Origin of the sequence: Pseudomonas sp. LjRoot277, from assembly GCF_964253845.1 — a bacterium.
In the GTDB taxonomy this organism is placed as follows: Bacteria; Pseudomonadota; Gammaproteobacteria; order Pseudomonadales; family Pseudomonadaceae; genus Aquipseudomonas.
Genome location: NZ_CAXURI020000001.1, coordinates 383,743 through 401,751 on the forward strand (window position 1 = coordinate 383,743; position 18,009 = coordinate 401,751).

Here is an 18,009-nt window from a genome sequence, read left to right on the forward strand (position 1 = left end):
CCCGCTGGGGTGCGAAGCGCCCCCAAAAAGAGCGACTGCTACGCAGTCCAACGGGAGCAAGCTCCCTCGCCACAGTGATTGTGCTCGCTCCAGTTTTTAGCGGACGTTGAGCACGAAGCCAACGCGGGTCAGCCATTCCGCCTCCAGACCGAAGTCGGCCTGAGTCAGCTGGTTTTCGTCCAGCCAGTTTTCCGGGAACAACACATCCAGGCTGTCGCCATTGGCTTGCAGCACGACCTGAGGCATTTCCTGGGTGCCGCGGATGTGATGGAACAGAATTGCAAAACGCAGCAGCACGCACAGGCGAATCAGCTTGATGCCTTCATCGCCGAAGTCGGCAAACTTGTCCCGGGGGATATTGCGTCGGTGGCCACGCACCAGTAGCGCGAGCATCAGTTGGTCTTCACGGGAGAACCCGGCCAGGTCCGAGTGCTCGATCAAGTACGCGCCGTGCTTGTGGTAGTGATAGTGAGCGATGTCCAGGCCCACTTCATGGACCTTGGCGGCCCAGCCCAGCAGTTCGCGCCATACGCCGTCATCCAGATCCCAATCCTCAGCCACTTGATCGAAGGCATGCAGCGCCTTGCGCTCAACGCGCACCGCTTGTTCCAGATCGACGTGATAACGCTCCATCAACGAGCTGAGGGTGCGCTCGCGGACGTCTTCGTGATGATGACGGCCCAACAGGTCATAGAGCACGCCTTCGCGCAGGGCGCCTTCACAGTGGTCCATGCGTTGCAGCTCGAGTGCGTCGAAGATCGCTTCGAGAATCGCCAGGCCCGCCGGGAAGATCGCCCGGCGGTCAGGCTTGATGCCTTCGAAGTCGATCTTCTCGACATCACCGAGCTTGATCAGCTTGCGCTTGAGCCAGGCCAGGCCTTGGGCGTTCACCTCGCCCGTGCCATGACCACCGGCCTTCAGCGCCAGGCCGATGGCGCGGATGGTGCCCGAGGAGCCGATGGCTTCATCCCAGGTCAGGCGATGCAGGGCGTGTTCGATGCTCATGATCTCCAGCCGCGCCGCCGTGTACGCCTGGGCGTAGCGGGCCGGGGTGATCTTGCCGTCCTTGAAATAGCGCTGGGTGTAGCTGACGCAGCCCATTTGCAGGCTTTCGCGCAGCAGCGGTTCGAAGCGCTGGCCGATGATGAATTCGGTACTGCCGCCGCCGATGTCGGCCACCAGGCGTTTGCCCGGGGTGTCGGCGAGGGTGTGGGACACGCCGAGGTAGATCAGGCGCGCTTCTTCACGGCCGGAGATGACTTCCACCGGGTGGCCGAGAATTTCTTCAGCGCGGCGGATAAATTCGCCACGGTTACGGGCTTCACGCAAGGCGTTGGTGCCGACGATCCGCACGGCGCCGGTCGGCATACCGCTGATCAGTTGGGCGAAACGCTTCAGGCAATCGAGCCCGCGTTGCATGGATTCTTCACTGAGCTGACGCTCATCGTCGATGCCGGCGGCCAGCTGAACCTTCTCCCCGAGTCGTTCGAGAATACGGATTTCGCCGTTCTGGGCCTTGGCCACGACCATGTGAAAGCTGTTGGAGCCCAGGTCGATTGCGGCGATCAGGGACAGATTCTTGGCTTGGGATTGCGGCATGGTCAGGGGGTCTCGGTCGATAACCTCGACATCGTGCCACGATCAAACGCTGCCGCCAACGCGCAGTGTTCAAAGCCTTGATCCAGCTCACCCCTGTGGCGAGGGGGCTTGCCCCCGTTCGGCTGCGCAGCAGTCGTAAAACCTGCATGCGAGGTCTATCTGGAGTCGATGTGAATGGTTTTGGGGCTACTTCGTAGCCCAACGGGGGCAAGCCCCCTCGCCACAAAAGCCTTAACCGGCTGCTTCCACTGTCCCAATGAAATTCGCCAGCTCCGCCGTTTGCGGATTGGCGAACAGCATCTTCGGATCCCCGACCTCATGCACCTTGCCCTGATGCATGAACACCAATTTGTCCCCAACCTCCCGGGCAAAACGCATCTCATGGGTGACCATAATCAACGTCATCCCTTCCTTGGCCAGTTGCCGGACCACGCTCAGCACTTCATTGACCAATTCCGGGTCCAGCGCCGAGGTAATCTCATCGCACAGCAAGACCTTCGGCGACATCGCCAGCGCCCGGGCAATCGCCACTCGCTGTTGCTGCCCGCCAGACAATCGATCCGGGAAGGCATCGAATTTTTCCCCCAGCCCGACCCGTTCCAACATCTCCCGCGCCAGTTCGGCTGCTTTGGCTTTTGGCGCTTTCTGCACCACTTGCGGCGCGAGCATCACGTTCTCGCCGACCGTCAGGTGCGGGAACAGGTTGAACTGCTGAAACACCATCCCGACTTTCTGTCGCAAGCTGCGCAGATCGGCACGGGCGGCGTCGAGGTATTCGCCGTCGACTTCAATCACGCCGTCGTTGATCGATTCCAGGCCATTGAGGGTGCGCAGCAACGTGGATTTTCCCGAGCCGCTGCGGCCGATGATCGCCACGACCTGGCCTTCCTCGACACTCAGGTCGATGCCTTTGAGCACGTGGTGGTCGCCGTAATATTTATGCAGGGCCGAGATTCTAAGCAGAGGCATGCAGTCTCCTTTCCAGGTAGCGGGCACTGAGGGACAAGGGGTAGCAGAGCAGGAAATAACCGAGGGCCACGAGGCCGTAGACCATGAACGGTTCGAAGGTTGCGTTGGCGAGCATGCCGCCGGTCTTGGTCAGTTCGGTGAAGCCGATGATCGAGGTGACGGCGGTGCCTTTGACCACTTGCACCGAGAAACCCACCGTCGGAGCTACGGCGATCCGTAGCGCTTGCGGCAGGATCACGTAACGCAGTTGCTCCAGCGGATTCAGGGCCAGGCTCGACGAGGCTTCCCACTGGCCGTTGGGGATCGATTCGACGCAACCGCGCCAGATCTCCGCCAGGTAGGCGCTGGTGAACAGCGTCAGGGCAATCGCCGCGGCCATCCACGGCGAAATCTCCACCCCGGCCAACGCCACGCCGAAGAACACCAGAAACAGCTGCATCAACAGCGGCGTGCCCTGGAACAGCTCGATGTAAGTGCGGGCGAAGCTGCGCGGCAGGGATTTTTTCGAGATCCGCATGACCATGATCAGCAAGCCGATCAGTCCGCCACCGATAAACGCCACCAGCGACAGCGCCAGGGTCCATTGCAGGCCGGTGAGCAGGTTGCGCACGACATCCCAGAACGTGAAATCGCTCATAGGCTGCTCCTTGCGACAAAACGGCGGCCAATCCAGTTCAGCAACTGGCGGATCATTAGCGCCATGCACAGGTAGACCAGCGTGGTCAGGGCGTAGGTTTCAAAGGCGCGGAAGTTGCGCGACTGAATGAAGTTGGCGGCGAAGCTCAGCTCTTCGGTGGCGATCTGCGAGCAGACCGCCGAACCCAGCATCACGATGATGATCTGGCTGCTCAATGCCGGCCAGACCTTGCCCAGCGCCGGCAGCAGCACCACGTGGCGAAAGGCTTCGAAACGCGACATTGCCAGCGCCGCAGCGGCTTCAAGCTGTCCTCGAGGTATTGCTTGAATGCCGGCACGGATGATCTCGGTGGAATAAGCGCCCAGGTTGATCACCATCGCCAGCACCGCCGCCTGCCATTCCGAAATCTGCACACCCAGTGACGGCAGGCCGAAGAAGATGAAAAACAACTGCACCAGAAACGGCGTGTTGCGGATCAACTCGACATAGACCCCAAAAATGCCGGCGAACGGGCGGATGTTCCACGCCCGCACCAGCGCCCCGACGATGCCCAGACCCACCCCGAGCACCGCGCCGATGGCCGTCAGTTCAAGGGTGAACAGCGCACCGCGCAGCAGCAGGTCGGTGTTTTGCACCACCGGTATGAAATCGAACTGATAAGCCATGTTCAGTCTCCGCAACGACGATCAGAGATCGGCTGGCAGCGGCTCTTTGAGCCAGGTCCGGGAGTTCTTCTCCAGCGCGCCGTCGGTCTTGGCGGTGGCGAGGATCTGGTTGACCTTGTCCAGCAGCGCCGGCTCGTTTTTGTTCACACCGACGTAGACCGGCGAATCCTTGAGCTTCACTTTCAGCGCCGGAATGCGTTTCGGGTTGCGTTCGCTGATGGTCACCATCACCACGTTGCCACTGGCGATCAGGTCAACTTGCCCGGCGAGGTAAGCGGCGATGGTCGAGTTGTTGTCTTCGAAGCGCTTGATGGTCACGCCTTCGGGCGCGACTTTGGTCAGCTCGATGTCTTCGATGGCGCCACGGGTGACGCTGATGGTTTTGCCCTTGAGGTCGTCCAGGCTTTTGATGCTGGCGTCTGGCGGACCGAATACGGCGAGGTAGAACGGCGCGTAGGCACGGGAGAAGTCGATGACTTTCTCGCGCTCGGGGTTCTTGCCGAGGCTGGAGATCACCAGATCGACTTTGCCGGTGGTCAGGAACGGGATGCGGTTGGTGCTGTTGACCGGCGTCAGTTCGAGTTTGACCTTGAGTTGGTCGGCCAGCAGCTTGGCGGTGTCGATATCGAGGCCGCGCGGTTTCATGTCCGGGCCGACCGAGCCGAAGGGCGGAAAGTCCTGAGGCACGGCCACCTTGAGGACGCCGCGCTTGACCACATCCTCCAGACCGTCGGCGTGGGCGGGCGCCTGGCTCAGCATCAGGCTGGCAAACAGGGCTGCGAGGAGGGCGCTGTAACGCTGGGTCATGGCAAATCTCCGAATCGGCGAGAAGTGAATTCTGCGGATCGACAGAGCATGGGCCGTGCCAACATCGGGTTTTGGGGGCGCAAGGCCACGGTTTTGCTGATGTTTCTCGGTCTTACTGGTCTGAACAGTTGAGCGGCGTTTCGCACCCCGATAGCGCATCCATGAAAATCTCCGAACCCCCATGGGGCACGACTTGCCGGGCGTCGCGAATAGCTTTACAACTAACCGCTCATTGGCCTGGTTCGTCTGAAAAACCATGAACTCGATCTCCCGCGCCGTACCTGAAGTGGCGCTGCAAGCCATCCGTAAACTGATCACCGAACAGGGCTTCGGGCCTGGGGATGCCTTGCCCTCGCAACGGGATTTGGCGGTGCAATTGGGGGTCAGTCGGGCGTCGTTGCGCGAAGCGTTGTCGTCATTGAGTGCGTTGGGGGTGATCAGCATCCAGCCTGGCAAAGGTGTGTTCGTGCAGTCGCCGGTTGATTTGCCGCGAGGTGATGCGACGCTGAGTTGGCCATTTGCGGCGCAAGCCTCGCCGCTGGACATCTTTCAGTTGCGCTATGCCCTGGAAGGCTTTGCGGCCGGTTTGGCGGCGGTGACCCTGAGTACTCACGAGCTCGATGCACTGGAAGATAACGTCGCCGCCATGCGCATCGAATTGAAGGCCGGCGACTTCGAGGCCGCGGCGCGACTGGATTTCGAATTTCACCGACGCATCCTGCTGGCGAGCGGCAATCAGGCGATGCTCAGCATCCTGACTGCCAGCGCCGACATCTTTCTAGAGAGCCAGAAACTACCGTTCATCCGGGCCGAGCGGGCCATGGAAACCTGGCAGGAACACCGCAAAATCCTTCGTGCGCTAGCCCGGCGGGCGTCCGGCGCAGCGCAGAAGGCCATGCACGAACATGTGCGTAACGCGGCACTGCGCACCGGAATTGCCTTCGTCGCTCCCGCCACCTCGTGACTTGGGCTATACCCAAACTCATGCGGCACCATAGCGAGACTCAATCATCTGCACCTTCCTGAACGAGGGAAGGGCGGCTATGATGGGCCACGTTTTTTTGCTTACAACCTGGAGACTTCCATGAGCAGCGATCTTATTAAACACGTCACCGACGCTAGCTTCGACGTCGACGTCCTCAAGGCCGAAGGCGCTGTACTGGTCGACTACTGGGCTGAGTGGTGCGGCCCTTGCAAAATGATCGCTCCTGTTCTGGACGAAATTGCTGAAACCTACAAAGGCAAGCTGACCGTTGCCAAACTGAACATCGACGAAAACCAGGAAACCCCGGCCAAGCATGGCGTGCGTGGTATCCCGACTCTGATGCTGTTCAAGAACGGCAACGTTGAAGCGACCAAGGTCGGCGCACTGTCGAAGTCGCAACTGGCTGCCTTCCTCGACGCCAACATCTAAGCGTCGTTTAAAGCGTCATCAAAAAGGCCCCGCACATCGCGGGGCCTTTTCGTTATTGAGGGCTAGACGCTCCGAAACTCAGGTGGTACATTCGGCCCCGCACTGGTTTCTCCACTGCCCCCTGCTAGCCGTCGCCGACGCACTCCTTTTCGAATAAGTACGCGATCCTGTCGCCTTCTCTGCGGCGCGGCCTCATTAAGCCAAAAGCTTAATTTCCCCCCCTCCATAAATGATTACGTCATTCCTATATGAATCTGACTGAACTCAAGCAAAAGCCGATTACCGAACTGCTCGAATTGGCCGAACAGATGGGCATAGAAAATATGGCCCGTTCGCGCAAGCAGGACGTGATTTTCTCCCTGCTCAAAAAGCACGCTAAAAGCGGCGAGGAAATCTCCGGTGATGGCGTGCTGGAGATTCTCCAGGACGGCTTCGGCTTCCTTCGCTCCGCTGACGCTTCCTATCTCGCCGGCCCAGACGATATCTACGTCTCGCCGAGTCAGATCCGTCGCTTCAACTTGCGCACCGGTGACACCATCGTTGGCAAGATCCGTCCTCCAAAGGAAGGCGAGCGTTATTTCGCGCTGCTCAAGGTCGACACGATCAACTACGATCGTCCCGAGAACGCGAAAAACAAGATTCTCTTCGAGAACCTGACCCCGCTGTTCCCGACCGTGCGCATGAAGATGGAAGCCGGCAACGGATCCACCGAAGACTTGACCGGTCGTGTCATCGACCTGTGCGCCCCGATCGGCAAAGGCCAGCGCGGTCTGATCGTTGCACCGCCGAAAGCCGGTAAAACCATCATGCTGCAGAACATCGCAGCCAACATCGCGCGTAACAATCCTGAAGTTCATCTGATCGTATTGCTGATCGACGAACGTCCGGAAGAAGTAACCGAAATGCAGCGCACCGTGCGCGGCGAAGTGGTTGCCTCGACGTTCGATGAGCCGCCAACCCGCCACGTGCAGGTTGCCGAAATGGTGATCGAGAAGGCCAAGCGCCTGGTCGAACACAAGAAGGACGTGGTGATCCTGCTTGACTCCATCACCCGTCTGGCTCGCGCCTACAACACCGTGATCCCGAGCTCCGGCAAAGTGCTCACCGGTGGTGTCGATGCCCATGCCCTGGAGAAACCGAAACGTTTCTTCGGCGCCGCGCGGAACATCGAAGAAGGCGGTTCGCTGACCATCATCGCCACCGCGCTGGTTGAAACCGGCTCGAAGATGGACGAAGTGATCTACGAAGAATTCAAAGGCACGGGCAACATGGAACTGCCGCTGGATCGTCGTATCGCTGAAAAACGCGTCTTCCCGGCCATCAACATCAACCGTTCCGGCACCCGCCGCGAAGAGTTGCTGACTGCCGACGACGAGTTGCAGCGCATGTGGATCCTTCGCAAGCTGCTGCACCCGATGGACGAAATCGCTGCCATCGAGTTCCTGGTCGACAAGCTGAAAACGACCAAGACCAACGATGAGTTCTTCCTGTCGATGAAACGCAAGTAAATCGCAGAAAGTCAGCAAAAGCCGGGGAAACCCGGCTTTTTGCTATCTGATTTTTGATGAACCGGCAGTTCGTGGTTCTGAATAGAGGGGTTCGGCGCTAAACTGCCACCCCCGAACGGCACGGCCAATACGAGGCTCACGCATGCAGTATCGCGACTTGCGCGACTTTATCAGCGGCCTGGAAAAGCGCGGCGAACTCAAGCGCATCCAGGTTCCGGTGTCCCCAGTACTCGAAATGACCGAGGTCTGCGACCGCACCCTGCGTGCCAAAGGTCCGGCCCTGCTTTTCGAAAAGCCGACGGGTTATGACATCCCGGTACTCGGCAACCTGTTCGGCACCCCTGAGCGCGTGGCGCTGGGCATGGGCGCAGAAGCGGTCAGCGAATTGCGCGAGATCGGCAAGCTGCTGGCGTTCCTCAAGGAACCCGAGCCGCCGAAAGGCCTGAAGGATGCCTGGTCCAAGCTGCCGATCTTCCGCAAGATCATCGCCATGGCACCGAAAGTCGTCAAAGACGCGGTGTGCCAGGAAGTGGTCATCGAAGGCGACGACGTCGACCTCGCGATGCTGCCGGTGCAGACCTGCTGGCCGGGCGACGTCGGCCCGCTGATCACCTGGGGTCTGACCGTCACCAAAGGTCCGAACAAGGATCGCCAGAACCTCGGTATCTACCGTCAGCAAGTGATTGGCCGCAACAAGGTCATCATGCGCTGGCTGAGCCACCGTGGCGGCGCGCTGGATTACCGCGAGTGGTGCGAGAAGCATCCTGGCCAGCCGTTCCCGGTGTCCGTGGCGCTGGGTGCTGACCCGGCGACCATTCTCGGCGCGGTGACTCCTGTGCCGGACAGCCTCTCCGAATACGCTTTCGCCGGCCTGTTGCGCGGCAACCGCACCGAGCTGGTGAAATGCCGTGGCAACGACTTGCAGGTTCCGGCGACCGCCGAGATCATCCTTGAAGGCGTGATCCATCCGGGCGAAATGGCTGACGAAGGTCCATACGGCGACCACACCGGCTACTACAACGAAGTCGACAGCTTCCCGGTGTTCACCGTCGAGCGCATCACCCACCGGATCAAACCGATTTATCACAGCACCTACACCGGCCGTCCACCGGATGAACCGGCGATTCTCGGCGTGGCGCTGAACGAAGTGTTCGTGCCGATACTGCAGAAGCAGTTCCCCGAGATCACCGACTTCTACCTGCCGCCCGAAGGCTGCTCGTACCGCATGGCCATCGTGACCATGAAGAAGTCGTATCCCGGCCATGCCAAGCGGGTAATGCTCGGTGTCTGGTCGTTTTTGCGACAGTTCATGTACACCAAGTTCGTTATCGTCACAGACGACGATATCAACGCGCGCGACTGGAACGACGTGATCTGGGCCATCACCACGCGCATGGACCCCAAGCGCGACACGGTGATGATCGACAACACGCCGATCGATTACCTGGACTTCGCCTCGCCGGTTTCCGGCCTGGGTTCGAAGATGGGGCTCGATGCCACGCATAAATGGCCGGGCGAAACCACTCGCGAGTGGGGCCGGGTGATCGTCAAGGACGAAGCCGTTACCCAGCGGATCGATGCCATCTGGAATCAGTTAGGAATAGATTGATGCGTGTAACCTTGCAGCCCTCCGGAGCAGTGCTAAAGATTCTGCCCGGCGAGCGGATTCTCGATGGCGCGCGGCGTTTGGGCTATGAATGCCCGCAAAGCTGTCGAAACGGTAATTGCCACGTGTGCGCCGCACTGCTGGTGGAAGGGCGGGTCGAACAGGAAGGCGGTGTGCGCGACCATGGCGAGTTCTACACTTGCATTGCAGAGCCGCTGGAAGACTGCATCGTGCTGTGGGATGGCGTGCTCGCGCTGGGAGAATTGCCGGTGCGCAGCTTGTCGTGTCAGGTCATTGAATGCAGGGACGTCGGCGGCGATACCTGGCGTGTGCGTCTGCGAGCGCCGGCCGGCAAGCCGCCGCGCTATCACGCCGGTCAGTACCTGATGATCGAGCGCGAGAACGGCGAGAAATCCGCGTTCTCCCTGGCCTCGGCGCCACATGGCGGGCGCGATCTGGAAATTCATGTGCTGGCGCGCGAAAGCAGTGCGCTGAGCCTGATCGACCAGTTGCAACGCAACCCGATGGTGCGGATCGAAATGCCGTTCGGCGACACCCATCTGGCGGAACTGCCGGAGGGTCCGCTGGTGCTGATCGCTGCGGGCACCGGCATGGGCCAGATCCATAGCCTGATCGAACATTGCCGTGCAACGGGCTTCAAACATCCGGTGCATCTGTATTGGGGTGTGCGTCGTCCTGAAGATTTTTATGCCATCGAACATTGGGATGAATGGCTGAAACTGCCCAATCTATTCCTGCATAAAGTCGTCAGCGATCAATGCGGCTGGCAGGGGCGCTGCGGGATGTTGCATGAGGCGGTGTGTGAAGACTTCCCGGATCTGAAACCCTTGCATGTCTACGCCAGCGGCTCTCCGGCCATGGTCTACGGCACGCTGGATGCGTTGGTCGAAGCCGGGATGGACGCTCATCAAATGCGCGCGGATGTATTTGCATACGCGCCTCGATCTTGATCCGCGATCTTGATCCCCGCTTCTAATCGTTATAACTCCCTATATAGCCGATCGGTATTTATAGAATTATATAAATGCCGGTAGGTTATATGTCATCCAGGCAAATATTTAAGAACTGTGCCATGGCACTTAAATTGCCTTAAAACATATGTGCCTTATTGTTACAGCGGTGCGTTCTATTAAGTAATTCTTCACCCGCGGGGAGCTGAACGCTAATCGCCATGAGCGCCATTGAATCTGCTTTTTTGAATCTGGCTTACCCTCCGCGGCTCGATCTGGGGCCGCAGCTCACGCACGAACAATTGCTCAGCTCAATGCAGTCGACGATGGCGCGCCACAAGGGCGGGCCGGTGTGGCTGTTCGCTTACGGTTCGCTGATCTGGCGTCCCGAATGTGCAGCGGTGGAGCGAGTGCGTGGTCGTGTGCATGGCTACCATCGCGGTTTGTATTTGTGGTCCCACGAACATCGCGGCACACCCGAAGTGCCTGGGCTGGTGTTCGGCCTGGATCGCGGTGGTTCTTGCAGCGGCTTCGCCTATCGCTTGCCTGAAGAACAACTTGAAGCCTCCCTTTACGCACTTTGGCAGCGCGAAATGCCATTCCCGTCCTATCGCCCACACTGGCTCAACTGCCGTCTTGAAGACGGAAGTCAGGTTCAGGCGTTGGGGTTTGTATTGGAGCGGCATCTGCCCAGCTATGCGGGCAACTTGCCGGATCACGTGCTGAGCCACGTGTTCGAAAACGCTTGCGGGCGTTACGGCACTACTCGCGATTATGTCGAGCAGACCGCCCACGCCCTGCGTAGCCACGCCATGCCAGACCGGAATCTGGAGGCGCGGCTCAAGCGCTGCAAATCAAAGGCCGATCAGGCGATTGCTTCGCGACTCTGACTGGCGACGTTTTTGTGGCCCAGCGTGGGCGCGAGGAACGCCATCGCCAGCAGGCAGGCAACGACCAACAGAATGAAACCGCCATCCCAGCCGAAATAGTCCACGGTGTAACCCATCAAAGCACTGGCCGCGACTGAACCACCCAGATAGCCGAACAGACCGGTAAAGCCTGCGGCAGTACCGGCGGCTTTCTTCGGCACCAACTCCAGCGCCTGCAAGCCGACCAGCATCACCGGGCCGTAGATCAGGAAGCCGATGGCGAACAGCGAAATCATGTCGATCATCGGGTTGCCCGGCGGATTCAGCCAGTACACGATCGTCGCAACGGTCACCAACGCCATGAACACCATGCCGGTCAGGCCACGGTTGCCACGGAAGATTTTGTCCGACATCCAGCCGCACAACAGCGTGCCCGGAATACCGGCCCACTCGTACAGGAAGTAAGCCCACGACGTCTTGTCGAAATCGAAGTGCTTGACCTCTTTGAGGTAGGTCGGCGCCCAGTCGAGGATGCCGTAGCGCAGCAGGTAGACGAAGACGTTGGCCAGGGCGATGAACCAGAGCATTTTGTTGCGCAGCACGTATTTGACGAAGATGTCCTTGGCGCTGAATTCCTCTTCGTGGCTGGCGTCGTAGCCGTCCGGGTAATCGTTTTTGTATTTCTCGATTGGCGGTAGGCCGGTCGATTGCGGTGTATCACGCATCACAATGAAGGCAAACACGGCGACCAGAAGCGCCACGGCGGCAGGTACGTAGAACTTGCTGTGCCAGTCGTTGAACCAGCCCATGCCGAGAATCGCCAGTGGGCCGATCAAACCGCCGCCCACGTTATGTGCAGTGTTCCACACCGACACCACCTGGCCGCGTTCTTTCTGCGACCACCAATGCACCATGGTCCGCCCGCTCGGCGGCCAGCCCATGCCTTGCGCCCAGCCGTTGATGAACAACAGGATGAACATCATGGTCACGCTGGACGTTGCCCAAGGTGCGAAACCGAACACGAACATGACCCCGGCGGAAACTACCAGGCCAAAGGGCAGGAAGTAACGCGGGTTGGAGCGGTCGGACACGATGCCCATCAAAAACTTGGACAGACCGTAGGCGATTGCAATCGCCGACATGGCCACGCCCAGTTGACCCTTTGTGTAGCCTTGGGCAATCAGGTCAGGGAACGCCAGGGTGAAGTTCTTGCGCAGCAGGTAGTAACCCGCATACCCAATGAATATCCCGGCGAAGATCTGCCAGCGAAGGCGTTTGTACGTGTCATCAATTTTTTCTTCAGGCAATGGAGCCTGATGTGCGGCAGGACGAAAGAAAGCAAACATTCAAGAGCTCCAGATTTCTTGTTTTGACTGCGGATGCGAATGTTACAGTTTCGTTACCGAAAATAGCACCGGTTCGCATCGGCCAAATAGCGGAAATGCTGGAGATTGCATGTTCTTTTATGAACATGTCGCTCAGGTATAAATGTAGGGCGTTGTGGGAATCGTTACTTGCGAGCCTTCATGCGGCTTTTTTCGCGCAACGTAGGGCGAGGGCTTGGGAAATGTCCTGCGTGGGAACAGGAAGCCATGGCGTTCAGTTTTGGCTGCTTGAGCTTTAACCTATGCGCTGATGCCAAGTCTGGCGGTTCAGTCGCGAAGGGAGAGGTTATGCGGTGGTTGGCGTGCTTGCTGTTGGTTGTGGTGTCCATTGTTAGCAGGGCTGGTGAGGTTTTTCTGATACCTGAGCACAATCCCAAGCCGATATATCCGAGCCAGCTTCAACGGGCCGGGATAATCGGGGACATCCAAGTCAGCTTTATCGTCAAGGCCGACGGTTCGGTTACCAAGGTGAATATTCTACAAAGCAATCATCCTGAGTTGGCCGAAGCAGCCAGGGTTGCGGTAGAGCAGTGGCGATTCAAGCCTTGGAGGGTCGAAGAGAACAAGCCGGCGGAGCAGGAAGTCAGGGCGCCGATGGTGTTTCGTCTGGATATGCCAAGTGACGTCAATCAATGGCTCAAAGAAGTGAAGTGTCGGGAGGTCAACGAGAAATTTGTTCATGCGCCGGAGTATGCGTTGGCAGATACAGCGCCGTTTCACTTCACCCGTGCCTATCTTTCAAACTCATTCTTCCAAAAGCAACTTTCAAATGAGCAGCGTCTAGAAATGATCGCCAAGCGGAACAAGCGTGCGCCGACCATCGCCAGGAACTGCCTGAACAACCCTATGCGCAGATACATGAGTTTTTTACCTCAAGACATCCGCAATTTGCTCTAGCAAAAAACCAATAAAAAGCGGTCTGAACAACCTCTCGGAGCCCAGACCGCTTCGGCTCAACGAACCTGAACCACCACCTTCCCAACCGCTTTGCGCTGGCCAAGATCATTGATCGCCTGCGCCGCATTGCTCAGTGGATACACCTGCGACACCAACGGCTTCAACTTGCCCTCGGCGAACCAGCCAAACAATTGCTGGAAGTTCGCCGCGTTGTCTTGAGGCTGGCGCTGGGCGAAGGAGCCCCAGAACACGCCGACCACGGCTGCACCTTTGAGCAACGCGAGGTTCACGGGGAGTTCGGGGATGCGACCGCTGGCAAAGCCCACCACCAGAAGGCGGCCGTTCCACGCAATGGCGCGGATGGCCTGGTCGAACAGATCGCCGCCCACCGGATCGTAGATCACATCGGCGCCCTGGCCATCGGTCAGGCGCTTGATTTCGTCCTTGAGGCTGGTTTCGCTGTAGTTGATCAGCTCATCGGCACCGGCAGCCTTGGCCACGGCGAGTTTTTCGGCGCTGCTGGCGGCGGCGATCACGCGGGCGCCCATGGCTTTGCCGATTTCCACGGCGGCCAGACCGACACCGCCGGAAGCGCCGAGTACCAGCAAGGTTTCACCCGGTTGCAGGTTGCCCCGTTGCTTGAGCGCGTGCATCGAAGTGCCGTAAGTCATGCTGAACGCGGCGGCGGTGTTGAAGTCCATCGATGGCGGAATGGGCAGCACGTTGTAGCTCGGTACCGCGACCTGTTCGGCGAAACTGCCCCAGCCGGTCAGCGCCATGACCCGATCGCCGACCTTGAGGTGGCTGAGCTTTTCGCCTACTTCGCTGACCACGCCAGCCGCTTCGCCGCCCGGGGAAAACGGGAAGGGCGGCTTGAACTGATATTTGCCCTCGATGATCAACGTGTCCGGGAAATTCACCCCGGCGGCGTGCACATCCAGCAGGATTTCATTCTTCTTCGCGACAGGACTGGCGACGTCTTCCAGCACCAGCGATTCGGCAGGGCCGAAGGCTTTGCACAGCACGGCTTTCATCAGGGCTATTCCTTTGGGAGTGATGGCCGATAAGTGTAGGTGTGTGAGTCGATGGGTCAACGAGCATGCCCGGCCCTGATAGTCAGCCATAAGCTTGTGCTTGAGCGGCGGGTCGTTATGCTAGGCCGCAAACCGGATAAGGAGCGAATTGTGAAAGCGTGGATCATGTTGTTGCTGGCCCTGTCTCTGCCTGTGGCAGCGATGGCCGAAGAAGCCAAAGAAGGTGCAGCTCCGAAGGTCAATTACATCACCCTGAGCCCGCCGTTCGTGGGCAACTACGGGCTGGACGGCACGCCGAAGCTCAAGGTCTACAAGGCCGATGTGGCATTGCGAGTGACCGGTGAGGAGGCGACCAAACTGGTGAAAGCCAATGAGCCGTTGATTCGTAATCAACTGGTGGCGTTGTTCGCCCAGCAGACGACTGAAGCGATGAACAACGTCGAGGCCAAGGAAAAGCTGCGTCAGGAAGCCCTTAAGCAGACCCAGCAAATCATGAATGACGAAACCGGCAAGCCGGTGGTTGAGGATCTGTTGTTCAACAACCTCATTATCCAGTAAGGCTTTCGTTGTCCTGACCGGCTTCATCGCGAGCAAGCTCGCTCCCACAATGGATCTGCATTCACTGAAGATCCCCTGTGGGAGCGAGCCTGCTCGCGATGGCAATCATGCAGTCACTGCATGGCTTAAGTCCGTAATGCAATCACCGCCGCCCACTGCTCGGCCGTCACCGGCATCACCGACAGTCGCGAGCCTTTCTGCACCAGCGGCATCTCGGCCAGCGCCGCCTGCTGTTTCAGATAATCCAGCTTAAGCACGTTGGGAAACGTCTCGACATGCGCGACATCGATCGCGCTCCAGGCGTTTTTCTCTGCCGTGGCCTTCGGATCGTAGTAATGACTCTCCGGCTCCAGCGCCGTCGGGTCCGGATACGCGGCTTCGACGATCTTTCCGATCCCGGCGATCCCCGGTTCGGGGCAGCTTGAGTGATAGAAGAAAAACTCGTCGCCCACGGCCATGGCCCGCAGAAAATTACGCGCCTGGTAGTTGCGAACCCCGTCCCAGCGCGCTTTGCCAAGCGTCTCCAGACCCTTGATCGAGAGTTCGTCGGGCTCGGATTTCATCAGCCAATAAGCCATGGTTTTTGCTCCTTGCGAAGTGGGTGGGCAAGTTGTCGGGGAATCTTATGACAAACCGACGGTCGGTTGACGCCAGCGTTTGCGTGTCGGTTCACGTTGTCGCAAAATGCCGGCCTTCTAAGCTTGACGCTGCTGCACGGCCTACACCTACAACGGAAACCGCTGCTGTCATCGTGTTGATGTGCCTTTGGGGGGCAATCGATGAAACGCAAACCGGATTTACTATGGATATTGGTTATTTTGTTCGGCCTCGGCGTCGTGACCACTGGCTATGCCCAAAGCCTGTGGAGCAACAAGACCGACGCTCCGATCGAAATCGCGCAGCAACAACAGCCGTCGGCCTTCAAACGCTGAAACTGTCTTCGGACGCCGCTGATTCCAGTGGCGTCTAGCCGGCAAAATACCGCGCCTTGTCTGTCACCGTTCCCTGCAACGGCACATCCCAGCTCGCTTGAGCCAATCGTTCGACCTTCTGACATTCATGGGCCAGCCCCAATAGCGTCGGCTTGCGCCAGTTTTTACGTCGTGCCAGGTACGCCAGGCTTCGATCATAGAAACCACCGCCCATGCCCAGGCGTCCACCGACATCGTCAAATCCCACCAATGGCAACAACACCAGATCAAGCGCCCAGACTTTGCGTTGCCGGGCGAGGTTGTGCCGGGGTTCGAGAATACGAAAGCGGTTGGGTTTGAGTTTTTCGCCGGGACGAATCCGCTGGAACACCATTTTGGTTCGTGGCCAGGCGCTGAGCACCGGCAGATAAGTCGCCTTGCCCCGACGTTGAGCGGCACGCAGCAAAACACGCGGGTCGATTTCACCGTCAGTGGGCAGATACAGAGAGATATGTTTTGCGCGGCGAAACAGCGGTTGCTGGGCCAATTGCTTGTACAGCCCGCGAGCGGCCTGGCGTTGCTGACTGGGTGTCAGTGCGCGGCGGGCCTTGCGCAGCATGCGTCGAAGTTGCGGGCGGGGCAGCAGCGCAGGTTCGGTCATGGATTCGGGCTTCAGAAGGGCAAGTACACAAAGCGTACCCGTAAAAAAGCCGATGCCGGTATTTAAACCGGCATCGGACTGGAATCAGGCTCCCCGGATGTACCGCTGTCGACTTAGCCCTTGAACCCGAAAGTTCAAGGTGGAAGATGCAGTAGGCTTTAAGGCTTTCCGTCTAGCGGACATGCACACCAGCCCAACGTGCAACCTCCAGGGTATAGCAAATCGGCTCAGGGACATCGCCAACTGGCAAGCACCCCAGGGAGTTTTGCGAGTATACCCCAAGCGGTTTCGCGTTTCAGCCCTTGGTGACGTCCGGATCGGTGGCGAGCACCAGATCGACGCGATCCAGCAGGTCGCGAACCTGCTCACGGGTCGAGCCGCTGGCCTGTACATCCGGGCGTTCTTCCTTGTGCAGGAGATCGTGCGTGATGTTCAGGGCGGCCATCACGGCGATGCGATCGGCGCCGATGACTTTGCCGCTGCTGCGGATTTCGCGCATCTTGCCGTCCAGGTAACGAGCGGCGCTCACCAGGTTGCTGCGCTCTTCCTGCGGGCAGATGATCGAATATTCTTTATCGAGGATCTGCACGGTAACGCTATTGCTTGAACTCATGAGTCTTGCTCCAGGGCCTTGAGGCGCGAAATCATTGATTCGACCTTACGCCGGGCGATTTCGTTCTTTTCAATGAGGTGAGCGCGTTCCTCGCGCCAGGTCTTTTCCTGAGCTAGTAAGAGTCCGTTTTGACTCTTTAGTTGCTCGACCCGACTAATTAGCAGTTCGAGTCTGGCCATCAGAGCTTGCAGGTCGGTGTCTTCCATTGTGTCCACTGAAATTGTGCTTGATGGGTGGTAGCTGGCGGACAGCCTTTAATAGTCTTGGCGAGTCTGTCGATGTAGGATACAAGGCCTTCATTCTAGACATAGCGCCGTCTGGCGCCTAGCTGCCCATGCCCATTCAGAATTCCCCGTACCAAGCCTTCGCCAAACTGCTGACTTCCAGCGGTCATAATGTCTCGCCTGCCGAACTGCATGGCCTGTTGCTCGGCCGCAGTTGCGCCGGTGCCGGTTTCGATGCCGAAGGCTGGCTGATTGATGCCGCCGAGCTGCTCGAAAGCGAGCCGCAGGATAATGTCCGCAACGCCTTGATCGGCTTGCAGGAGATGGTCAAGGGCGAGCTCACCGGCGACGACGTGACTGTCGTTCTGCTGCTGCCGACCGATGACGAGCCACTGGCCGACCGCGCCGCCGCACTGGGCCAATGGTGCCAGGGTTTCCTCAGCGGTTTCGGCCTGAACTGCCGTGACAGCAGCATGCTGAGCACCGAGGCCACGGAAGTACTTCAGGACCTGGCGGCTATTTCACAGGTGCAAGACGCCCTGGAAGAGTCCGACGACGGCGAAAGCGATTACATGGAAGTGATGGAGTACCTGCGCGTCGCGCCGCTGCTGCTGTTCACCGAGAACAAAAAGCCGGACGCGCCGGCTGCCGCCAAACCGTCGTTGCATTAATCGCGTGCCA

Annotated in this window: 21 protein-coding genes and 1 other RNA gene; 10 read left to right on the forward strand and 12 right to left on the reverse strand. The window is 58.9% G+C overall.

The genetic code is table 11. The features are described from left to right. Window positions 1-96: 96 nt before the first annotated feature. The 5 genes from ppx to ACSQ87_RS01835 all read right to left on the reverse strand — a co-directional run bounded on the left by ppx (window position 97) and on the right by ACSQ87_RS01835 (window position 4,677). Window positions 97-1,599 carry an exopolyphosphatase gene (ppx, locus tag ACSQ87_RS01815; protein ID WP_223429510.1) on the reverse strand — a complete coding sequence of 501 codons (1,503 nt, stop codon included), beginning with the start codon at window positions 1,597-1,599 and terminating at the stop codon, window positions 97-99. 231 nt (window positions 1,600-1,830) lie between these two features. Beyond that, entirely contained in the window at window positions 1,831-2,568 is a 738-nt protein-coding gene (locus ACSQ87_RS01820; protein WP_436273248.1) for an amino acid ABC transporter ATP-binding protein, read from the reverse strand. Beyond that, window positions 2,555-3,205 (reverse strand): amino acid ABC transporter permease, encoded by a 651-nt coding sequence (locus ACSQ87_RS01825; RefSeq protein ID WP_033060645.1) that lies wholly within the window; start codon window positions 3,203-3,205, stop codon window positions 2,555-2,557. Before ACSQ87_RS01825 ends, ACSQ87_RS01820 begins: the two co-directional genes overlap by 14 nt. Further along, a complete protein-coding gene (locus tag ACSQ87_RS01830) occupies window positions 3,202-3,870 on the reverse strand; it encodes an amino acid ABC transporter permease (RefSeq protein WP_436273249.1) in 669 nt (222 codons plus the stop codon). Before ACSQ87_RS01830 ends, ACSQ87_RS01825 begins: the two co-directional genes overlap by 4 nt. Window positions 3,871-3,891: 21 nt before the next feature. Continuing rightward, window positions 3,892-4,677 (reverse strand): transporter substrate-binding domain-containing protein, encoded by a 786-nt coding sequence (locus ACSQ87_RS01835; RefSeq protein ID WP_033060641.1) that lies wholly within the window; start codon window positions 4,675-4,677, stop codon window positions 3,892-3,894. Between the two features lie 256 nt (window positions 4,678-4,933). Between ACSQ87_RS01835 and ACSQ87_RS01840 the strand changes: the two genes are divergently transcribed. From ACSQ87_RS01840 to ACSQ87_RS01865, 6 genes are all read left to right on the forward strand, one after another. After that, window positions 4,934-5,641 carry a FadR/GntR family transcriptional regulator gene (locus tag ACSQ87_RS01840; protein WP_436273250.1) on the forward strand — a complete coding sequence of 236 codons (708 nt, stop codon included), beginning with the start codon at window positions 4,934-4,936 and terminating at the stop codon, window positions 5,639-5,641. A 120-nt stretch (window positions 5,642-5,761) separates the two neighbouring features. Then, window positions 5,762-6,091 (forward strand): thioredoxin TrxA, encoded by a 330-nt coding sequence (gene trxA / locus ACSQ87_RS01845; RefSeq protein WP_008150340.1) that lies wholly within the window; start codon window positions 5,762-5,764, stop codon window positions 6,089-6,091. Between the two features lie 248 nt (window positions 6,092-6,339). Next, window positions 6,340-7,599, forward strand: a complete 1,260-nt coding sequence (gene rho, locus ACSQ87_RS01850; RefSeq protein WP_007942421.1) for a transcription termination factor Rho — start codon at window positions 6,340-6,342, stop codon at window positions 7,597-7,599. A gap of 142 nt (window positions 7,600-7,741) precedes the next feature. Then, a complete protein-coding gene (ubiD, locus tag ACSQ87_RS01855) occupies window positions 7,742-9,208 on the forward strand; it encodes a 4-hydroxy-3-polyprenylbenzoate decarboxylase (protein WP_056738783.1) in 1,467 nt (488 codons plus the stop codon). Then, on the forward strand, window positions 9,208-10,176 hold the full coding sequence (locus ACSQ87_RS01860) for a CDP-6-deoxy-delta-3,4-glucoseen reductase (protein ID WP_436273251.1): 969 nt from the start codon (window positions 9,208-9,210) through the stop codon (window positions 10,174-10,176). The genes ubiD and ACSQ87_RS01860 overlap by 1 nt, the downstream gene beginning before the upstream one ends. 221 nt (window positions 10,177-10,397) lie before the next feature. Further along, window positions 10,398-11,066: a gamma-glutamylcyclotransferase gene (locus ACSQ87_RS01865; protein ID WP_129440131.1), complete on the forward strand. Its 669-nt coding sequence runs from the start codon at window positions 10,398-10,400 to the stop codon at window positions 11,064-11,066. Here the strand turns inward: ACSQ87_RS01865 and glpT are convergent. Continuing rightward, on the reverse strand, window positions 11,042-12,391 hold the full coding sequence (glpT, locus tag ACSQ87_RS01870; RefSeq protein ID WP_223429505.1) for a glycerol-3-phosphate transporter: 1,350 nt from the start codon (window positions 12,389-12,391) through the stop codon (window positions 11,042-11,044). The two genes, ACSQ87_RS01865 and glpT, sit on opposite strands and share 25 nt — an antisense overlap. A gap of 246 nt (window positions 12,392-12,637) precedes the next feature. Between glpT and ACSQ87_RS01875 the strand changes: the two genes are divergently transcribed. Further along, window positions 12,638-13,327 (forward strand): energy transducer TonB, encoded by a 690-nt coding sequence (locus ACSQ87_RS01875; protein ID WP_436273252.1) that lies wholly within the window; start codon window positions 12,638-12,640, stop codon window positions 13,325-13,327. 56 nt (window positions 13,328-13,383) lie between these two features. On the opposite strand, the gene ACSQ87_RS01880 is transcribed toward ACSQ87_RS01875, so the two are convergent. Then, window positions 13,384-14,361 (reverse strand): NADPH:quinone oxidoreductase family protein, encoded by a 978-nt coding sequence (locus tag ACSQ87_RS01880; protein WP_436273253.1) that lies wholly within the window; start codon window positions 14,359-14,361, stop codon window positions 13,384-13,386. Window positions 14,362-14,511: 150 nt separating this feature from the next. Between ACSQ87_RS01880 and ACSQ87_RS01885 the strand changes: the two genes are divergently transcribed. Then, complete coding sequence (locus ACSQ87_RS01885; RefSeq protein ID WP_436273254.1) at window positions 14,512-14,919, forward strand: flagellar basal body-associated protein FliL; 408 nt, start codon at window positions 14,512-14,514, stop codon at window positions 14,917-14,919. A gap of 125 nt (window positions 14,920-15,044) precedes the next feature. Here the strand turns inward: ACSQ87_RS01885 and ACSQ87_RS01890 are convergent, their stop codons facing one another. Next, the gene (locus ACSQ87_RS01890; RefSeq protein WP_436273255.1) at window positions 15,045-15,497 is read right to left on the reverse strand and encodes an EVE domain-containing protein; all 453 of its coding nucleotides are present in this window, start codon (window positions 15,495-15,497) and stop codon (window positions 15,045-15,047) included. A gap of 201 nt (window positions 15,498-15,698) precedes the next feature. Here ACSQ87_RS01890 and ACSQ87_RS01895 point away from each other — a divergent pair, with 201 nt between their 5' ends. Continuing rightward, window positions 15,699-15,851, forward strand: coding sequence for a hypothetical protein (locus tag ACSQ87_RS01895; RefSeq protein WP_008024268.1), 153 nt, complete (start codon window positions 15,699-15,701; stop codon window positions 15,849-15,851). 34 nt (window positions 15,852-15,885) lie between these two features. On the opposite strand, the gene ACSQ87_RS01900 is transcribed toward ACSQ87_RS01895, so the two are convergent. From ACSQ87_RS01900 to ACSQ87_RS01915, 4 genes are all read right to left on the reverse strand, one after another. Beyond that, window positions 15,886-16,491: a 5-formyltetrahydrofolate cyclo-ligase gene (locus tag ACSQ87_RS01900; RefSeq protein ID WP_140675317.1), complete on the reverse strand. Its 606-nt coding sequence runs from the start codon at window positions 16,489-16,491 to the stop codon at window positions 15,886-15,888. A gap of 86 nt (window positions 16,492-16,577) precedes the next feature. Further along, window positions 16,578-16,756: non-coding RNA, 6S RNA (gene ssrS / locus ACSQ87_RS01905), on the reverse strand. A 30-nt stretch (window positions 16,757-16,786) separates the two neighbouring features. Next, a complete protein-coding gene (locus ACSQ87_RS01910; protein ID WP_007942435.1) occupies window positions 16,787-17,104 on the reverse strand; it encodes a cell division protein ZapA in 318 nt (105 codons plus the stop codon). Then, on the reverse strand, window positions 17,101-17,310 hold the full coding sequence (locus tag ACSQ87_RS01915; RefSeq protein ID WP_007942437.1) for a TIGR02449 family protein: 210 nt from the start codon (window positions 17,308-17,310) through the stop codon (window positions 17,101-17,103). Before ACSQ87_RS01915 ends, ACSQ87_RS01910 begins: the two co-directional genes overlap by 4 nt. A gap of 128 nt (window positions 17,311-17,438) precedes the next feature. Here ACSQ87_RS01915 and ACSQ87_RS01920 point away from each other — a divergent pair, with 128 nt between their 5' ends. Then, the gene (locus ACSQ87_RS01920; RefSeq protein WP_008150369.1) at window positions 17,439-17,999 is read left to right on the forward strand and encodes a YecA family protein; all 561 of its coding nucleotides are present in this window, start codon (window positions 17,439-17,441) and stop codon (window positions 17,997-17,999) included. Window positions 18,000-18,009: the final 10 nt, after the last annotated feature.